Source organism: Truepera radiovictrix DSM 17093 (genome assembly GCF_000092425.1).
Lineage (GTDB): Bacteria > Deinococcota > Deinococci > Deinococcales > Trueperaceae > Truepera > Truepera radiovictrix.
Genome location: NC_014221.1, coordinates 2138840 through 2155851 on the forward strand (window position 1 = coordinate 2138840; position 17012 = coordinate 2155851).

Sequence of the window (17012 nt, forward strand, 5' to 3'; positions counted from 1 at the left end):
CGTAGTGCGTGTTCTCGTTCATGCCTCTAGCCTACAGGAGGCTCGCGCGCCCTAGCGCCCCCCTCCCGCGCCGCCGGTACACCGCGCTCAGCGGCCGTTCTCGCTCAACGACGCGATCAGCTCCTGCTTTAGCGTCCACAGCGGCTCGCTCAAAGAGACGTGGTAGATGTGCGGGTTCACCAAGCGCCGCACCCCGGAGTTGAGCGCCTCGATGTCGCGCGTGCGCAGCTCGCGCATCGCCGGGATGTCGGGCAGCTCGCGCACCAAGCGGCCCTCTTCGAGTACCGGCAGCAGCAGGGGTTCGACGCGGCTCACCTCGCCCGCGCGCAGCGTGCGCCGCCTCGAGGGGTCCGAGGGGTGGTGGAGGAGCAGCCGCTCGTCCCCTTGGGGCGGCTTGGGCGTCTCGTCCGCGAGGGTGATGAGGTCGGCCGTGGCGTTGCCGCGCGCGTCGTAGAGGCGCCATGCCCCCTTGTCGCCCGGGTTGAGCACCTTGTCGCGCGAATCCGAGAGCTTGATCGCCGGCTGCCACCTTTCGCCGTCGTGGAGCGAGACGAGCTTGTACACCCCGCCCAGCGCGGTGTCGCCTTCGGAGGTAATAAGGCGGGTGCCGACGCCGTAGACGAGGCGGCGGATGATCGCCTCGGGGTCGAGGCCGTACGCGGGCGCCTCTTCAGAGATCTGCGTCAGGATCTGCCAGATGACGAGCTCGTCGAGGTTGCTGCTGAGCACGATGGCGACGTCTGGAAACCCCGCCTCGTTGAGCAACTTGGCGGCCTGGATGCTGAGGTACGCGAGGTCGCCCGAGTCGAGGCGCACCCCGACCGGTTCGTGCCCCTTGCGCCGCAGCTCCTCAAAGACCGTGATGGCGTTCGGGATGCCGCTATGCAGCGTGTCGATGGTGTCGACCAAGAGCACGCACTCGTCGGGGTAGGTCTCGGCGTAGGCGCGAAAGGCCGCCAGTTCGCCCAACCCGAGGGCGACAAAGGCTTGCACCATCGAGTGCGCGTGGGTGCCCTTGGGCGGAAACCCCAAGACGTGCGAGATGCCGGCGTTCGAGGTGAAATCGGCGCCGCCGATCAGCGCCGCGCGCGTGCCCGCGTTCGCCCCGCGGTCGTGCGCGCGGCGAACGCCAAATTCGAGCACCAGGCCGCCGCGCGCGCTCTCCTTGACGCGCGCGGCCTTGGTGGCGATGAGCGTCTGGTAGTTGAGCTGCGCCAAGAGGGCCGTCTCCAAAATCTGCGCCATGATCAGAGGCCCTTCGACGACCGTCAGCGGCACCCCGGGGTGCACCACCCGCCCCTCGGGGATCGCTCGCAGCGTCAGGCACTCGAAGGTGCCATGCCGTTTAAGCCACGCCAGAAAGTCGTCGCCGAAAAGCCGCTCGCCGGTGCGGCCCCTCATGCTCTTGAGCGCTTCGATATCCGCTTCCTGAACGCGCGCCTCTTTCATCCAGTCGAGCAGCCAGCCCAGCCCCGCGTTGACGCAGTAACCCGCCCGGTGGTCGCCGTAGTTCGGGAGGTCGCGGAAAAAGTGGTCGAACTGCGCCCGCTTCTCGGCGAGACCGGTGCGGAAGTAGAGCTGCGCCATGGTGAGCTGGTAGAGGTCGGTAAAGAGAAACCCCTCGGCGAGACGCTGCTGAGCGAAGGTCATGCGTGCTAGCATGCCACATCGCTACCGCCAACGTCAGCGAAACGTGAGCGGCCGGGCGCGCCGCTAAGGGCCGCGGTCTCTTGGCGCCGCGCTAGCACCGTCGCGCCAGGCTAGGCGGCTAGGGCCAGCGTGCGCTATACTAGCTGCACGGTCATGGTGAGGCGAACTGTTGGCAACGTTTGAGGCGCGCGCATGAGTGACCCGGCCGGGTGCAGCTCTCCAAGCGCCCCCGAGGTGCGGCGCTGAACGCCAAACGCCCACACGCGTGCCCTTCGCACGCCCTATCCCTTGCACACAACCTAACCACGCCCCGCGTCGCACCCCGCTGCACGCGCTCGCCCCTATGCACCCCTTGGGCGCCCGCGCCGAGGTAGGGGGCACCCTTACACGCTGAGGAGGACCCGATCAACAAAGTTCACGGTAAACTCTCCGGTTTAAAAACCTCGCAGGTCAAACGCCTCTCCAACCTCTACCGGCGCCGCCTGGACCCGAGCGCCGTCGTCTCACAGGAGTTGGCTCGAGCCCTCGGCGAGCTGTCGCTGGAGTTTCACAAACCCGTCTCGGTGCTCGTCGACCGGCGCGGGCGCGTCGTCACGGTGGCGCTCGGCGACGCTGCCGACACGCCGCTCCCCGCACGGCCCGGCGAGGCCGAGGGGCGGCTTTACGGGTTGCGGCTCGTGCACACCCACCTCAAAGGGGGTGGCCTGTCGCAGGGCGACCTCTCGAAGCTGTTTTTAAACCGCCTCGACGCCGTGGTCGCCGTCGACGTGCGGGCGAACGCGCGCGGCGACGCCGAGGTGACGCAGGTGCACCTCGCGCAGATCGCGCCGCCCCGCGCCGAGGCGGAAGACTGGCTCATCTCGCCCCCTATGAGCATGCAGCGCGCCGAAAAGCTCGACTTTTTGGAGCTCACCAGAGCCCTCGAGGAGGAGCTGAGCCGGAGCGCGCGCGCGCGTGAGACGAAGCGTTCGTCGCAAGAGCGCGCCGTCTTGGTCGGCCTCAACACGGGCGAGAGCCCCTTCGAGAGCGACTCGAGGCTGGCTGAGCTCGCCGAACTCGCCCGCAGCGCGGGTGCGACGGTCGCCGTGATGAGTAAGCAGCAGCGCGCCGCACCGGACCCGCGCACGCTGATCGGGCGCGGCAAGCTGCAAGAGCTCGTCTCCAGGGCGTACCACGAGGACGCCGACCTCTTGATCTTCGACCGCGAACTTAACCCCGCGCAGGCGCGCGAGATCGCCCAGGAGACGCAGCTCAAGGTCGTCGACCGCACCCAGCTCATCTTGGACATCTTCGCGCAGAACGCGCGGGGCCGCGAGGCGCAGGTGCAGGTCGAACTCGCGCAGCTGCAGTACCAGGTGACGCGCCTCGCCGGCCGCGGGCGCGCCATGAGCCGCCTCGGTGGGGGGATCGGCACGCGGGGGCCGGGGGAGACGAAGCTCGAGGTCGACCGCCGCCGCATCCGCGACCGCATCGCGGCGCTCCAAGCCGAGGTCGCCCAGATCAGCCAGCGCCGCGCCGAGGGGCGCAAGGGCCGCAAGGCGTCGGAGGTACCGGTCATCGCCCTGGTCGGCTACACGAACGCGGGCAAATCCACCCTCTTTAACGCGCTCGCCAAAGCCGACGTGCTGAGCCAAAACCGCCTGTTTGCCACCCTGCGCCCGACGACCCGCGAGGGCTGGCTGCCGGCCTTGGGCGCGTGGGGCGGCAAGGTGCTCTACACCGACACGGTCGGTTTTATCCGCGACCTGCCCGAGGAGCTCGTCGACGCCTTCCGGGCCACCTTAGAGGAGCTGCACGACGCCGAGCTCTTGCTCCACGTCGTCGACGCCGCCACCCCCGGCGCACCCGACCGCGTGGCAGCCGTCAACCGCATCTTGGACGACCTCGGCGTCGAGGTGCCGCGCACGGTGGTGCTGAATAAAGCCGACCTCGCCGCTCCGGCCGAGCTCAAAGACCTCGCCAAGCGCTACAACGCTCTTGGCGTGTCCGCTGCTACCGGCGCTGGACTAGACGCGCTCAAAGCGTCGCTGGCGCAGCTTCTGGAGGGGCCGCGCCACGTCCCGCTACCCGACGACCCGGGGCGCGCTTACGGCATGACCTTTCACGACTAGTCACGACCAAGACGTAAAGTCGCCACGTAGGTTGCCACCTCTAGTTGAGAGCCTTTCGAGCCGGGTGCAGCGCCCGTAGGGTTGGTAGCGCCAGATCGCGCGTAGCCTCCGCTACCGGCACCAGACTCGTAGCCCTTACAGCCTTTCACACCCCTTAAGGGGCTGCGGTAGAGTAGGGCGCATGAGGTTGCATCCGGCAGTTGCGCGCGCGCTTGCTACGGGGCAAGCGGTCGTCGCCCTCGAGTCCACCGTCATCACCCACGGGTTGCCCCGCCCGCAGAACCTAGCGCTCGCGCGAGCTTTGGAGCGCGCCGTGCGGGAGGCGGGCGCCGTGCCCGCCACGATTGGGCTTTTAGGTGGGGAGGTGGTCGTCGGGCTCTCGGACGGTGAGCTCGCCTACCTCGCCGAAGCACCGGCCGCCAAAGCCACGCTCTGGAACCTCGCCGACCTCACCGTGCGGGGTGCGGACGCCGGCACGACGGTCGCCGCCACCTTGCACCTCGCCGCGCGCGCGGGCATCTTGGTCTTCGCCACGGGCGGGATCGGCGGGGTGCACGGCGCCTACGACGAGTCAGCCGACCTCGCCGCGCTCGCGCGCTACCCCTTGGTGGTCGTCTCGGCGGGGGCCAAATCCATCCTCGACCAGGCGGCGACCTTGGAGCGGCTCGAGAGCCTCGGGGTGAGCGTCATCGGCTACCGCAGCGACCGCTTCGCGGGGTTCCACGTCCCCCAGACCGCGCTCCCCGTCCCCGCGCGCTGCGACACGCCCGAGGAGGTGGCCGAACGCTTCCGCGCGGCGCGCGCGCTGGGGCTACCGGGCGCCTTGCTGGTAGCCAAGCCCGTCTCGGAGGGCCTGACGGCCGAGGAGGTGGACGGCTGGTTGGGGCGCGCGCAGCGGGAGGCGGCCGCAGCGGGTCTGCGGGGAAAGGACGTGACGCCCTTTTTGCTGCGCCGCTTCGACGAGCTCTCCGAGGGGCGCGCGACCGACGTGAACGTACGCCTTCTAGAGGAGAACGCCAGGCTCGGGGCGCAGGTCGCGCTCGCGCTACAGCGCGCGCCGGCCAGCACCCCTTAGGGAGGTGAGCGCTGGTGAACGAGCTAGGGCACGACGCGTCGCTCAGGCGCCCCGCGCGGGCCAGTAGGCGTGCGGGTAGCGCCACGCGTTCGCCGCTGCGGCAGAGCCGCCTCGCCGAGAGCTTGCGCGAAGCGCGCCAAGATAGGGGGCTCGAGCTGCGCGACGTGTCGGTGATCACGGGGGTGCGCATGAGCTACCTCGAGGCGCTCGAGGCGGGTGACTACGGGCGCCTGCCGGAGGACGCCAAGGGCAAAAACGCCCTGCGGCTCTTTGCGCGCGCGGTCGGCCTCGACCCGGCGCGGATGCTGCTGCTCTACGCCCAAGAGCGGCGCGGCGTCTACGCCCCGCCGCCGGAGCTCGAGCTGCCCCGCGACGACGCGCGCCCCCCCAGGCCGGTGTGGGGCCGTTTGGGGCGGTGGTTGGCGACCCTGGCGCTCATCGCGGCGACCCTTGGGGCCGCGCTGTGGGTCTTTAACACCCTCCTCTTCCCCCCCGCCGGCACACCCGCCCCCCAAGCCACCCTCAACGCCCCCATGGAGGCGCCCCGGAGCCCCTCGGCCGCACCTGGTACGGTGGACCTCGCGACCGCCGACGTACCCGTGAGGCCACCCCCGACCACGCCACCAGCCGCGGAACCTGCGGAGGCTCCGGCGCCCCAGGTAGAGGCGCTCCCGACCGATGTCCCCCCGGCCGCCGTGGCGCCGTCCACCACCGGCCCCACCGTCACAGACCCTACAGCGATCACCCCGGCGACCTCAGCCCCTACCCCGAACGCCGCGCCGCTCGAGGCCGACGCGGCGCTGGACGCGCCCGCGAACGACGCTGAGCCCGTCGCCGAGGAACCGGCAGCGCCGGCAAACGCCCAGGCGGCGGCACAGGCAGACGCGCAGACAAACGGGCAGCTCAGCGAACCGATCAACGGGCAAACCGCCCAGGCGGAGGCGCCAGCGCCGGAAACGGCCCCGCCCACCGTCACCATAAACGTCACCGCGCCGGCGTGGCTCGAGGTCTACACGGGCGGCGCACGGCGCGAAGGGGAGCGCCTCGTCTACCGCCTCGCCGAACCGGGCGAAACCCTGACCTTCGAGGGGCCGGTGTTCATCTTTACCGGCAACGCGGGGGGCGTCGCGGTCTCCGTCGGCGGCGGCCCCGCCGAACCGCTCGGCGCGCCGAGCCGCGTGGTCGGCCGGGTATTCCCCGCCGAGTCACCCTGAGCTGCCCGAGGCGCCCGCGCACCGCGTTTGGCGCCATGCCGCAGCACCGTATACCGCAGCGCGGCGCGCGCCTCAAGGTCGGCGTAAACTAGCTTGATGCTCTGGTCACTCGCCCTGCAGTCGCTTCGGCTCCGCCCGGTGCGCACCTTTTTGACGGCGCTCGGGATCGCCGTCGCGGTCGGTTCGACCGTGATCTTCCTGTCGCTCGGGGAGGGGCTCCGGCAGATCTTTGCCGAGGAGCTGAGCGGTCTGGGGCCGGACATTCGCGTCGGCGCCGACGAGTTCGACGCGCTCTCGCTCTCTGCGCTCCCCGAAGTGCCGCTGACGCTCGCCGATGAGCTGCGCGCAGAGGCGCCGCAGCTCGGAATCACGAGCGTCGTCCCGATTCTTATCTATACCCGCGCGGGGTTTACACCGACGAGCACCTTCGTCTTTCAGGGGCTGCCCACCGACATCGACATCCGCAGCGTCTACTTCGACTACACGGTCATTGAGGGGCGGGCGTTAGACGCAAGCGACGAGGGCGCCTTTGTCGCCGTCGTCGGCGAGCAGGCCGCGCTGCGCAACGACATCGCGCTCGGCGACACGCTGCGCCTGAACCCCGAAGCCAGCTTCGAGGTCGTCGGCATCGCCCGCTCGGGCGGCGGGCTCGTCGACAGCACCATCGTGCTGCCGCTGACGAGTCTGCAGACGGCGCTTGACCTTCGCGACCGCGTCACCCTCCTCGCCGTCAGCCTCACCAACCCGGCGCGGGCCGCCGAGGTCGCCGAGACGCTGAGCGAGCGCTACCCGGACTACGGGTTTCAGACGCGCGGCGAGGTGCTCGAGGTGCTCGAGCGCGGGGTGCGCGTGAGCGACGTCGTGCGTCTGGGCATCTCGGCGATCGCCCTGATCGTCGGCGCCATCGCGGTCGCCAACACGGTGCTGATGAGCGTCTTTGAGCGTACCCGCGAGTTCGGCGTGGTGCGCGCGCTCGGCGCCAAACCGCGCTTTCTCTTCGGCTTGGTGCTCGCCGAGTCGGTGCTTCTAAGCCTCGTGGGGGCGGCCTTCGGGGTGCTCTTGGGGCGCCTCGGCATCTGGGTGGTCAACGCCATCTCAGCCGACCTCATCGGCCTCGAGGTCGCCGCGCTGACCCTGCGGCTCGGCCTCTTCGCCGTCGCCATCGCCTTCGCCATGGGGCTTTTGTCGGGTCTGCTGCCCGCCGCGCGCGCCGCGCGCATCCCGATCGCGGTCGCCATGGCGCGGGAGTAGGGGCGCAGGGGGTATCATCGAGCGGGCGGGGCGCGTTCGCACCGGGGCTTCGGGCCCTCTGTGAGGTTCTGCCGTGACCATCTTCCGCCGTTATCTCCCGCCGCTCCTGCTGCTCCTCGCCGGGGCGCTCGGGAGCGCCTACGCGCAAGACTTTCGCTGGCTGGACGTGCGGCAGCAGGTCACCGTGCAACCAGACGGCGCGGTCATCGTCCGCGACGAGCGCACGCTAAGCACCCGCGGCGACTTCGGCGAAGCGTTTATCTGCGTCGCGCTCGCCCCCGGGCAGACCCTGACGCTGCTCGAGGGGGGCGCCCTCTCCCCCGGCCCGGCGGCCGAGGCCCTGCAGCAGCCCTGTGAGGAGGGCGAGGGGCAGGAGGTCGTCCTACGCCAAGCCGAGCGGGTCGCCGAGCGGCGCGTCTTTTTCACCTACCGCCTCGAGGGGACCCTCGAGGCCTACAGCGACGTCGTCGCGTGGTACTGGGAGATCCTGGAGCGCGACCGCCCCCCCGTCGACGGCTACACCCTCACCGTCACCGCCCCCGGCCCGATGGCCGAACCCTACGACGCCTTCGTGCACCGCTTTAACAACCCCGAAGCGCCCGTCGTGCGGCTTTCGCCCGACCGCAGCGAGCTGTCGGTGACGTTCGCGCACGTCCCAGCGGGCGACGGCGTCGAGATCCACTACCTCATGGACCCCGCGCTCTTCGACGCGGCGGTGCGGCGCGCGGGGGTCCAGACGCCGGGGCTCGAGGGGCGCCTTTTGGAGGAGGCGAGGCTGGCCAACCTCGGCACCCCGGGCGCGCCCACCGTGCACCTCACGGAGGCGCCGCGCGTCGTCGACGCGGGCGCCGTGACGCTCACCGGCACAGTCGCGCACGAGGGCGTGGTGACGGCCGTCGCCTACAGCCTCAACCGCGCCGCACCCGCCCCCTGCGACCTCTCCCCTACCCCGCCCTGGACCTTTTCGTGCGCCCTCACGGCGCTCGAGCCGGGCGACAACGACGTCACGATCGTCGCGCGGAGCGCCGAGGGGGCGGGGTTCACCACCCACACCCTGAGGTGGCGGAGCGCCGCCGAACGAGCGCGCGCAAACCCCTTATGGGGTCTTCTGGGGCTCTTTGCGGCGCTCGGCGTCGGCGGCGGGGTGTTTCGGGCGCTCGGCCGGCAGCGGCGCTCGAGCTACCCTCCCAGCATGCGCTACCCCTTCGAACCGCCCAAGGCGCGCCCCCCGGCCGCCGCCGCGCTCCTCGCGTCGCGCCTCGCGCCGAACACCCAGGCCGCCTTTCACGCCACCATCATGGATCTGGCGCGTCGCGGCTTCGGGTCGTTCGCCTCGAAGGGGCGGCAGTTCAACATGCACCTCGACCTCGAGCAAGACACCTCCGAGCTCCTGCCCTTTGAGGCGAGCGTCCTCGACTACCTCAAACGGGCCGCCAGGAGCCGCCGCGGCGACCCGGCGCACCTCGAGTTCCGCGAGCTCAGGCGCTACTCCGAAAAGCACCTCGCCCACTTTTTAAGCGTCTGGTCGGAGGAGCTCAAAGCGTGGCTCACGGCCGAACTCGGTGGGCCGCGCCTCTCGCCCGCGAGCCAGCGCGCCGCCTGGGGGTGGGCGGCGCTCGGCGTTCTCGGCGCGGCGCTCTGCGGGGTCGGGGCGACGCTCACCCTCGGCGCGGCGCAGCTCGCCCTCCTCGGGTGCGCGCTCGCCTGCGGCGCCCTCAGTCTGGTCGCCGCCGCCTTGCTACCTGCGTGGCGCGCGGAGGTCGCGCCGGAGGCGCTGGGCTGGCAGGGCTTTCGGCGGACGCTCTCGGACTACACCCGCATGAAAGACGCCCCCGACGACTTTTTCCGGCTCTGGGACGTCTACTACTGCTACGCCGCCGCCCTCGGGGTGGCCGAGCGGTTCCTGCGCAACCTCGAGCGCGCCGCGCCGCTACGCAACCTCGACGAAGGGGCGCTCGCGAGCCGCGCGGCCTGGTTGGGCCACGGCGCCATGAGCGGCCAGAGCTTCGCGGGCGTCAGCAGCGCCGCCCTGTCGCTCGGCAGCGCCCTCAGGGCGGCGGGGGCGTCGGCCTCGTCGGGGGGGTCGGTCGGCGGCGGCGGCGGGGGGGGTGGGGGCGGCTCCTCGGGGGGCCGCTAGGGGTGGGAGCGGCGCGCACCGCACGTTTTGGAGGCCGTGAGGCGGCTATGCTAGAGCGTATGCCCGCTGCCCCCACGGACGCCCTGTTAACGGCCAGCAACCTCCGCAAAACCTACCCCGACCCCGGCGGCGAGGTGGTCGCGCTGCAGGGGTTTTCCTACACCTTTCCGGCGGGGCAGATCACCGCCATCATGGGGCCGTCGGGGTCGGGTAAGACGACGCTGCTCAACCTCCTCGCCGGGCTCGACACCCCTACGAGCGGCACCGTCAGGCTCGGCGGGGAGGTGATCAGCGCGCTGCCGGAAAACGCTCGAGCCGAGGTCCGGCTGCGGCGCTTCGGGTTTGTCTTCCAGTCGTACAACCTCGTCGCCGTGTTAAACGCCTGGCAGAACGTAGCCTTCCCGATGGGGCTCGCCGACGTCGGGGCGGCGGAGCGCAAAGCGCGGGCGCTCGCGCTCCTTAAGCGCTTCGGTCTGGAGCGGCGCGCCCATCACCTGCCGCACAAGCTCTCGGGCGGCGAACGGCAGCGCGTGAGCGTGGCGCGGGCGCTCGCGAACGACCCGGCGGTCATCTTCGCTGACGAACCGACCGGCAACCTCGACTCGAAAAGCGGCCGCGTGGTGATCGCCGCCCTGCGCGAGGCGGCGCAGGAGGGGCGCACGGTGATCCTGGTGACCCACGACCTCAGGCTCGTCGACGAGGTCGACGGCGTGCTCGAGCTCGCCGACGGGGTGTTGGAGCGCGTGCGCCCCACCAAACGGCGCGCGCAACCGGTCGGCGCGCCCTAAGCCTGGTCGCCCACACCCCAGCGAGGGCGACCCGAGGCCCAAAACACGGATACTGAAGGAAGGAGCAACGATGACACGTTCGACAGACCTCTCGGTCAGGAAAGACGCCGCACGACCCGCTGGGCTCTTCGCGCACCCCGCGCAGCTCGGCGCGCTGCTCGCCTTCCTCGGCGTGGCGCTCGGCGCGTTCGGCGCCCACGCCCTAGAGGGCGTTTTAAGCGAAGGGCGCCTTGCGACCTATCAGACCGCCGCGCGCTACGGGATGTACCACGCGCTCGGGCTGCTCGCCGTCGGCGCGCTGCCGCGCCCGACGTGGCGTGCGGCCCCGTGGCTCTTTTGGGGGAGCGTGGTCTTCTCCGGTAGCCTCTACGTGCTCGCTCTCAGCGGCGTCGCGCTCTTTGGCGCCGTCGCCCCCATTGGCGGTGTGCTGCAGCTCGTCGGCTGGGCGCTGCTCTTCGTGTCGCTGAGGGGCGCTTGGGTGAGAGCTCATCAGAGCGCCTAGGGACCTCCTACACCGGGATTCGCTACGTCGGGATTTGGCCGCCACCAAATCCCGCCACCACCGCTGGGGGTTTCCCCTCGTTGCACCCGGAGCCACCTAAAGGTGAACGCTCAGCCGGTGCTCCCTGCCCTAGCCAAACCGTGAGGCGGCACCAAGTAACGCGGTCAGCCGCTGTCCATAATCGGGGTGCACGTGCCGGGTTAGACCGGACGACACTACGGCGACACACTGGAGGGGGACCGATGACCCAGCAGCAAGCACTTCTTTCCTGGCTTAAAGACGCCCACGCGATGGAGGTCGGCGCCCTACCGACCCTGCGGGGGCACGCCGCCGCCGCACAGAAGTACCCCGAGCTGCACGCCAAGCTCACCGCGCACGCCGAAGCGAGCGCGCGCCACGCCGAAATCCTAGAGGGCTGCATCGAACGCCTCGGCGGCCACCCCTCGGTCCTCAAAGAGGCCGTCGGCGCCGTGATGGGCAGGGTCGGCGGGGTCGCCAACTTGCCGGCCAAAGACACTGTGATCAAAAACACGCTTGGCGACTTTGCCGCCGAGAACTTCGAGATCGCCTCCTACACGTCGCTCATTGCCGCCGCCGAAAAGCTCGGCGACCAGGAGACGGCGCGCGTCTGCAAGGAGATCCTTCGCGACGAGGAGGAGATGGCCGGTTGGCTCGAGGGGCAGATCGCGACGCTCACCCAGAGCTTTCTCGATGACAGCACCGGTGACGAAGACGAGGCTTGGTACAGCTCGCTCGAGGGCGCCAAGCACAAGGCGGCGGAGCTGGGGTCGCACGTCGACCAGCGCGGCGCGCTCCTCGCGCTCGGGCTGCTCTTCGCCGGCATCGGGACTCTGCTCATCATCAACCACGCGAGCCAAGACTAACGCACCCAGCTTTCACCTGAGGTCACGCAGCGCGCCGCACGGGACTTACAGCCGTGCGGCGCAGAGCTTTTGAGGCGTCATGGTGGAAGATCCCGAAACCCCGTCGGACGACGCGCCTAGGCGACCCGGCCCGAAAGGTGACGGCGACCAGAACCTCGAGCGCGACGCCGACCCGGACGGCTTGGGTGAGAAAAAGCTCCGCGAGAACCGCGCGGCGCTCGAGGCGACAGAAGTGCTAGACCCTTATGATGTCAACGAGCAGGGCCCGTAAAAGTCGGTTAGCTGCGCCCTCACCCGAAAACCCTAAGCGCGCACCTTCCAAGGTGGTCAGAACGCGTCTCGAAGACGGCTTTCCAAACGGGGGCGTCGCACCTTGTGCGCCCAGCTCGCGCACAGCCTTAGCAGACAAAGCGTCTCATGGGTCGTTGAGACGCTTTTGAGCAACGTTTTGGGAAGCTGCCGCTAGCAACTCCCCGCAAGAGCGCCCACGCCTAGACGTAGGGGTCAACGCGAGGGCAACGCTTAGGGGCGCAGCACCTCGCCGCTTTCGTACTCGACCGCCGTCAGGCCCGCGCGCTTGCTGCAGCTGAGCTCACCGCCGTAAGGAGCACGAAACGTTCCCGAAGTCGGCGCGACGTCGCTATAGTCGCGACCCACGGCGACGGTGAGGTAGTCCGGTCCGGGGCAGCGACGGTTGGTCGGATCGAAACCGTAGGCGGCGTAACCGTCTCCGTCTGGCAGGATCACTTCGACCCAAGCGTGCGACCCGCCTTCGCCTAACAAGTGTCCCGAAACGTAGCGGGCGGGCACCTTAGCAGCGCGGAGAAGCGCGATCATCACGTGCGCGTAGTCCTGACAGAGCCCTACCCCACCCGCGAGCGCCTTTGCGGCGGGGGTGCGGGTGTCGGTCACCCCAAAGCCGTAACGCATGTGGCGGTGCACCCAGTCGTTTACAGTCGCGGCGAACGTCAGGGCGCCCGCGTAGGTGGCGCGCAACTCGAGCGCCACCGCCTTGATGTGTGCGTCGGCGGTCGTGAGCGGCGTCGCCGCCAAAAAGCGCTCGGCATCGGTAGCCGTAACCCTTACGGGGCGCAGCTGAGCGTTACAACACAGCGTGCTCAGGGACTCGAAGCGTAGCTCGTGCGGCAGATACCCCGCCTGCGCCTCGAGCACGGCGTTGCCAAAGGGGTCTTGGCGGCACGTCACCTCGACCTCGGGGGTCACCGAAAGCCGAAAGGCCTGCAAGGTCTGGCCCCCATATTCGGCGCGCGGGGTGATCAGCAGGCGGTGCCTCAGCGCTTCGATAGGGCCCGGATAGCGGTAGTGAAACACTTGGTAGAGGGCCTGATGGACGCGCCGCACCTCCGGCCAGCGCACCGTCTTGGGGTCGATAAAAGCGCTCGGCAACTCGGCGCCGAGGTCAGCGTGTAGGGGCGTGACCATCTGCAAGGCGTTAGCGCACGCCCTCTGCGCTCGGCGAACGCTCCGGTAGCACGAAGGTGTCCGGCACCTCGTCCGCCCAGACCTTCATGCGGCTTAGGCGCGCTGCGCCATACGAGGTCGAGAAGGCCGCGTCCACGGCGTCGCGGCCGTAGGCGATGAGCACCCGCCCGGTGCGCGGGCGGTTATGCCGCGCGTCGAAGGTGCGCCACGCGCCATCTAAGTAGGCCTCGAACCAGGCGTGAAAGTCCATCGGTACGGGATCGGGGGGGACGTTGATATCCGGTAAAAAGCCCGAAACGTAGCGAGCGGGGATGTTGAGCGCGCGGCAGAAGACGATACCCAGATGCGCAAAGTCGCGGCAGACGCCGCGGCGCTCGCGGTAGGCCTCAAACGCGCTCGTCGCGGGGGTGCTGCCCGCTTGGTAGCGGATGTTGGCGTGTAGCCAGTTGCAGATCGCCTGCACCTGCGCCCAACCGCCTTCAATGTGCCCGAACATCTCCCAAGCGTCGGCGATAAAGAACTCGAGCTGACAGTAGCGGCTCGGTAGGGTGTAGACCATGACCTCGTCGGGCAGCTCGGCGACGGGTGTTTTGGGTAGGTCGGGGAGCACCGGGTCGGGGGTCGCTGGCACCTCGGCGACCGCGTCGCAAAAGAGGCGTAGCGACCCCGGGGACACCACCGTGCGCCACACCTCATTGCCGAAGGTGTCGGTATAGGTGTGCAGCGCCCCCGCGGGTTCGGTTTCACGGTGCTCCGACACGAGTTTGTGGTAACGGCTCTCGGTGCGTGGGCGCACGATGGTCATGAGAGGTACCTCGTACTGCGCTTCATAGACGAGTTCACAGCCGACACGGACACGCATGACGCTCCCTTTCCGCTCATCGAAGCTTTGAGCGTTAAAACTGACGCTGGCTCTGCGTTTGGCTCTGCGCTCCCGAACCCTGCACCTGGCTTTGAGCTTGGTTCCGAGCCCCCCCCTGTACCTGCGTTTGAACCTGACCGAGCCCCTGCTGCCATTGGCTCTGAACCGGGCGCAGAGGCGCCGGGAGGTTTTTGAAGTACGCTCTCGTGGTCACGTCCGAAATCGCGGCGAAGTCGGATAGGAGCGTTTCCATGCTCGGGTCCTCGCGCTCGGTAATCTGCTCGAAGCTCTCCATGTAGTGGAGCCGTGCGTAGAGCCAGCCCGCGAGCCTCGCGGGTTCGCTCGAGACCCCCTGGTTGCGCGCCTCGATCTCCTGCAGGGCCTCAAAAAGGGCGCGCGCGCAAAAGCGCACGCTGCGCGGAAAGGTCGGATCCAAGAGGAGAAACCCGACGATGCGGCGCGGCTCTAGAGCCCCATGAAAACTTTTACGAAACGCCTCAAACGCGCTGATGGACTTAAGGAGCGCCATCGAGCGGTGCGTTTCGACGCCGCGCACCAAAGGTTCCTGACCCCGGTACTGCCGGTAACGCACCATAAGGATGCGCAGCACGTTGTCGGCGCGCTCCAAATAGCGCCCCGCCTCGAGAAAGTACCACCCCTCGTTGCGCGGCAATGTCGCCTCGGCGGTGCCGAAAAAGAGCGTGCTCGCCTCGCGCACCCCCTCGCAGTAGTCGTGGAGCATCCCCTCTTCATCCCCCTGCGGAGCCGCGCAGAGGGTGAAGTAGGCGCGGTTCAGGACCTCCCACATCTCCGACGAGATGCGGTCGCGCAGCGTGCGGGCGTTTTCGCGGGCGGCGGTGAGGCTCGAGCGGATGCTGCCGGGGTTGTCCGGATGCAGCGTGAGCCACTCGGGGACGGTGTTGCGGTCGGCCCGTTCGAAGTGGCTGCGAAACTTCGCCTCGTTGCCGGTCATGGTCAGTAGGGGCGCCCACTGCTCGGCGACGAGCCCCTTAAACAGGTAGGGCGCTTCGGCCATCGCGTGGTAGTTGACGTCTAGAAGGCGCGCGGTGTTCTCGGCGCGCTCGACGTAGCGCCCCATCCAGTAGAGGTTTTCAGCCAGCCGACTGAGCACTAGCGCCCCCCCTCCTCACTCGGGTTCTCAAGTTCCTCGTCGTCCGCCCCGTCGTCTAACACCCAAGTGTCTTTCGAACCGCCCCCCTGCGACGAGTTGACGACCAACGAGCCGCGCTTTAGAGCGACCCGGGTGAGCCCGCCCGGCATCACCACGGGCGTTTCGCCGAAAAGGATGTAGGGCCGCAAGTCCACGTGACAGGGCTCCAACACGCCGCTGTCCGGGAAGTAGGTGGGGTGGGTTGAAAGCGCTACGATGGGCTGCGCGATGTAGTTGCCGGGGTTGGCCCGCACCCTCTTGAGAAACGCTTCGCGCGCCGCCGCGTCCACCTCGGAGCCGACCAACATGCCGTATCCCCCTGCCCCGCCGACCTCTTTGATCACGAGCCGTTCGGCGTTTTCGAGAATGTAGGGGAGCCTCTCGGGGTCGCTCCCCAGATAGGTCTCGACGTTCGGCAGGAGGGGCGCTTCACCCAGGTAGTAGCGGATCATCTCCGGGACAAAGGCGTACATCGCCTTGTCGTCGGCGACCCCCGTCCCGACCGCGTTGGCGAGCGCCACGCGGCCCGAACGGTAGACGTCCATCAGCCCCGGCACCCCGAGTGCGGAGTCGGGCCGGAAGGTCAGGGGGTCTAAAAAGTCGTCGTCGATGCGGCGGTAGATGACGTCGACCTGCCGCCTACCTTGGGTCGTGCGCATCCACACGCGCCCCTCGTCGCAGTAGAGGTCGCGCCCCTCGACGAGCTCGACCCCCATCTGCTGCGCGAGGTAGCTGTGCTCGTAGTAGGCGCTGTTGTACTGGCCCGGCGTGAGCACCACGATGGTGGGTTCGGAGACGTCGCGCGGCGAGAGGCTCTGCAGGCACTCAAAGAGCGCCGTCGAATAGTGCGAAATAGGCCGCACGCGGCACCCCATCATCAGCTTGGGGAAGGTGCGCGCCATCACCGTGCGGTTTATCAGCATGTACGAAACCCCGCTCGGCGAGCGGAGGTTGTCCTCCAAGACGCGGTAGGTCCCCGCCTCGTCACGGATGAGGTCGCAGCCGACCACGTGCGTGTAGGCGCCATATGGCAGCGCGACCCCTCTCATCTGGGGGCGAAAGTGCGGGTGCTTGAGCACGAGGTGCCGCGGCACCCGTTCGTCTTTCAGGATCTCCTGCTCGAAGTAGATGTCGCGCAGGAACAGGTTGAGCGCTCGCACCCGCTGAATCAGGCCCGCCTCGAGGTGCGCCCACTCGTGCGCGGGGATAACTCGCGGAAACGGATCGAAGGGGAAGGTGCGCTCGGTGCCTTGCGCGTCGCCGTAGACCGTAAAGGTGATGCCCTGGTTGCGCAAGGTCAGGTCAATGAGCGCGCGCCGCCGCCTAAACTCGTGCGAGCCGTAAGCGTTAAAGCCTGCCACCAGCCCCGCGTAGTGCGGCCTGGGCGACCCGGGCGCCTCAAACGCCTCGTCGAAGGCAGCCCCCACCGGGTAGGACCCAAAGAGATCCGGACTGGGTGACTGCGAGGAGGGGGGAGCAGCCGGCATAGAAAATAATAGCACGTGTCCTTTTGACTGGAGCAAGCGGTACGTAAACGCCCGCATTTCCGAGAAACGTCACCCCAAAACCGATAAGACGTCCTCTCTACCGGGAACATTGCGCAGTAAAAGTAAGGGTTCAATGCCGGGTTGGCCTTTGAACGCGCGCGTAGCGGGCACGGTGTCGGTTGACGAGGTCACCAGGTCACCAGCATGGGCAACGCGAAACGTTTAGGGACCTGCACGGCGCTTGCGCGTGGAGGGTGTCTACACGCTGTAGCGCACCGTCTGTGGGGCAGCGTCGACCCGTGTCCTGTACTGACCCTCCGCTCGCACAACCTGAACCAGAGTGTTTGGACGCTCCAGACAACCCCACCTTTTAGAGGTGGAGGCTGAGCGGCCCAACCGGTTGTCAGACCTGCCAAACCCAAGCGCGCCGCGCATCC

14 protein-coding genes are annotated in these 17012 nt (G+C 68.7%); 9 read left to right on the forward strand and 5 right to left on the reverse strand.

The genetic code is table 11. The features are described 5' to 3' along the window. Nucleotides 1-87: 87 nt before the first annotated feature. Complete coding sequence (locus tag TRAD_RS09830; RefSeq protein WP_041947235.1) at nt 88-1650, reverse strand: nicotinate phosphoribosyltransferase; 1563 nt, start codon at nt 1648-1650, stop codon at nt 88-90. A gap of 404 nt (nt 1651-2054) precedes the next feature. On the opposite strand from TRAD_RS09830, the gene hflX reads away from it, so the two are divergent. From hflX to TRAD_RS09875, 9 genes are all read left to right on the forward strand, one after another. Continuing rightward, nucleotides 2055-3761: a GTPase HflX gene (gene hflX / locus TRAD_RS09835; protein ID WP_013178465.1), complete on the forward strand. Its 1707-nt coding sequence runs from the start codon at nt 2055-2057 to the stop codon at nt 3759-3761. A gap of 181 nt (nt 3762-3942) precedes the next feature. Then, on the forward strand, nt 3943-4836 hold the full coding sequence (locus TRAD_RS09840) for a pseudouridine-5'-phosphate glycosidase (RefSeq protein ID WP_013178466.1): 894 nt from the start codon (nt 3943-3945) through the stop codon (nt 4834-4836). A 14-nt stretch (nt 4837-4850) separates the two neighbouring features. Continuing rightward, nucleotides 4851-6050, forward strand: coding sequence for a helix-turn-helix domain-containing protein (locus tag TRAD_RS09845; protein WP_013178467.1), 1200 nt, complete (start codon nt 4851-4853; stop codon nt 6048-6050). Between the two features lie 96 nt (nt 6051-6146). Then, a complete protein-coding gene (locus TRAD_RS09850) occupies nt 6147-7301 on the forward strand; it encodes an ABC transporter permease (protein ID WP_013178468.1) in 1155 nt (384 codons plus the stop codon). A 73-nt stretch (nt 7302-7374) separates the two neighbouring features. Next, nucleotides 7375-9438 (forward strand): DUF2207 family protein, encoded by a 2064-nt coding sequence (locus tag TRAD_RS09855; RefSeq protein ID WP_013178469.1) that lies wholly within the window; start codon nt 7375-7377, stop codon nt 9436-9438. Between the two features lie 59 nt (nt 9439-9497). Beyond that, the gene (locus TRAD_RS09860) at nt 9498-10226 is read left to right on the forward strand and encodes an ABC transporter ATP-binding protein (RefSeq protein ID WP_148221224.1); all 729 of its coding nucleotides are present in this window, start codon (nt 9498-9500) and stop codon (nt 10224-10226) included. 70 nt (nt 10227-10296) lie between these two features. Further along, nucleotides 10297-10728: a DUF423 domain-containing protein gene (locus tag TRAD_RS09865; RefSeq protein ID WP_013178471.1), complete on the forward strand. Its 432-nt coding sequence runs from the start codon at nt 10297-10299 to the stop codon at nt 10726-10728. 242 nt (nt 10729-10970) lie between these two features. Next, entirely contained in the window at nt 10971-11612 is a 642-nt protein-coding gene (locus TRAD_RS09870; RefSeq protein WP_013178472.1) for a YciE/YciF ferroxidase family protein, read from the forward strand. An 82-nt stretch (nt 11613-11694) separates the two neighbouring features. Next, nucleotides 11695-11883 carry a hypothetical protein gene (locus TRAD_RS09875; protein ID WP_148221225.1) on the forward strand — a complete coding sequence of 63 codons (189 nt, stop codon included), beginning with the start codon at nt 11695-11697 and terminating at the stop codon, nt 11881-11883. A 251-nt stretch (nt 11884-12134) separates the two neighbouring features. Here the strand turns inward: TRAD_RS09875 and TRAD_RS09880 are convergent, their stop codons facing one another. Genes TRAD_RS09880 through TRAD_RS09895 form a run of 4 tightly spaced genes read right to left on the reverse strand, consistent with a single transcriptional unit; the run spans nt 12135 to nt 16449 of the window. Then, nucleotides 12135-13055, reverse strand: a complete 921-nt coding sequence (locus tag TRAD_RS09880; protein WP_013178474.1) for a transglutaminase family protein — start codon at nt 13053-13055, stop codon at nt 12135-12137. 10 nt (nt 13056-13065) lie between these two features. Beyond that, nucleotides 13066-13917 carry a transglutaminase-like domain-containing protein gene (locus TRAD_RS09885; RefSeq protein WP_013178475.1) on the reverse strand — a complete coding sequence of 284 codons (852 nt, stop codon included), beginning with the start codon at nt 13915-13917 and terminating at the stop codon, nt 13066-13068. Nucleotides 13918-13951: 34 nt separating this feature from the next. Further along, complete coding sequence (locus TRAD_RS09890; RefSeq protein WP_013178476.1) at nt 13952-15049, reverse strand: alpha-E domain-containing protein; 1098 nt, start codon at nt 15047-15049, stop codon at nt 13952-13954. Continuing rightward, nucleotides 15049-16449 (reverse strand): circularly permuted type 2 ATP-grasp protein, encoded by a 1401-nt coding sequence (locus tag TRAD_RS09895; protein ID WP_221401595.1) that lies wholly within the window; start codon nt 16447-16449, stop codon nt 15049-15051. The genes TRAD_RS09890 and TRAD_RS09895 overlap by 1 nt, the downstream gene beginning before the upstream one ends. Between the last annotated feature and the right edge of the window lie 563 nt (nt 16450-17012).

What these genes read in the sequence shown, in the direction of transcription:
- TRAD_RS09830 (WP_041947235.1), bottom strand. Translation starts at nt 1,650, where the DNA reads ATGACCTTCGCTCAGCAGCGTCTCGCCGAGGGGTTTCTCTTTACCGAC.
- TRAD_RS09840 (WP_013178466.1), top strand. Translation starts at nt 3,943, where the DNA reads ATGAGGTTGCATCCGGCAGTTGCGCGCGCGCTTGCTACGGGGCAAGCG.
- TRAD_RS09850 (WP_013178468.1), top strand. Translation starts at nt 6,147, where the DNA reads ATGCTCTGGTCACTCGCCCTGCAGTCGCTTCGGCTCCGCCCGGTGCGC.
- TRAD_RS09860 (WP_148221224.1), top strand. Translation starts at nt 9,498, where the DNA reads ATGCCCGCTGCCCCCACGGACGCCCTGTTAACGGCCAGCAACCTCCGC.
- TRAD_RS09865 (WP_013178471.1), top strand. Translation starts at nt 10,297, where the DNA reads ATGACACGTTCGACAGACCTCTCGGTCAGGAAAGACGCCGCACGACCC.
- TRAD_RS09870 (WP_013178472.1), top strand. Translation starts at nt 10,971, where the DNA reads ATGACCCAGCAGCAAGCACTTCTTTCCTGGCTTAAAGACGCCCACGCG.
- TRAD_RS09880 (WP_013178474.1), bottom strand. Translation starts at nt 13,055, where the DNA reads ATGGTCACGCCCCTACACGCTGACCTCGGCGCCGAGTTGCCGAGCGCT.
- TRAD_RS09885 (WP_013178475.1), bottom strand. Translation starts at nt 13,917, where the DNA reads ATGCGTGTCCGTGTCGGCTGTGAACTCGTCTATGAAGCGCAGTACGAG.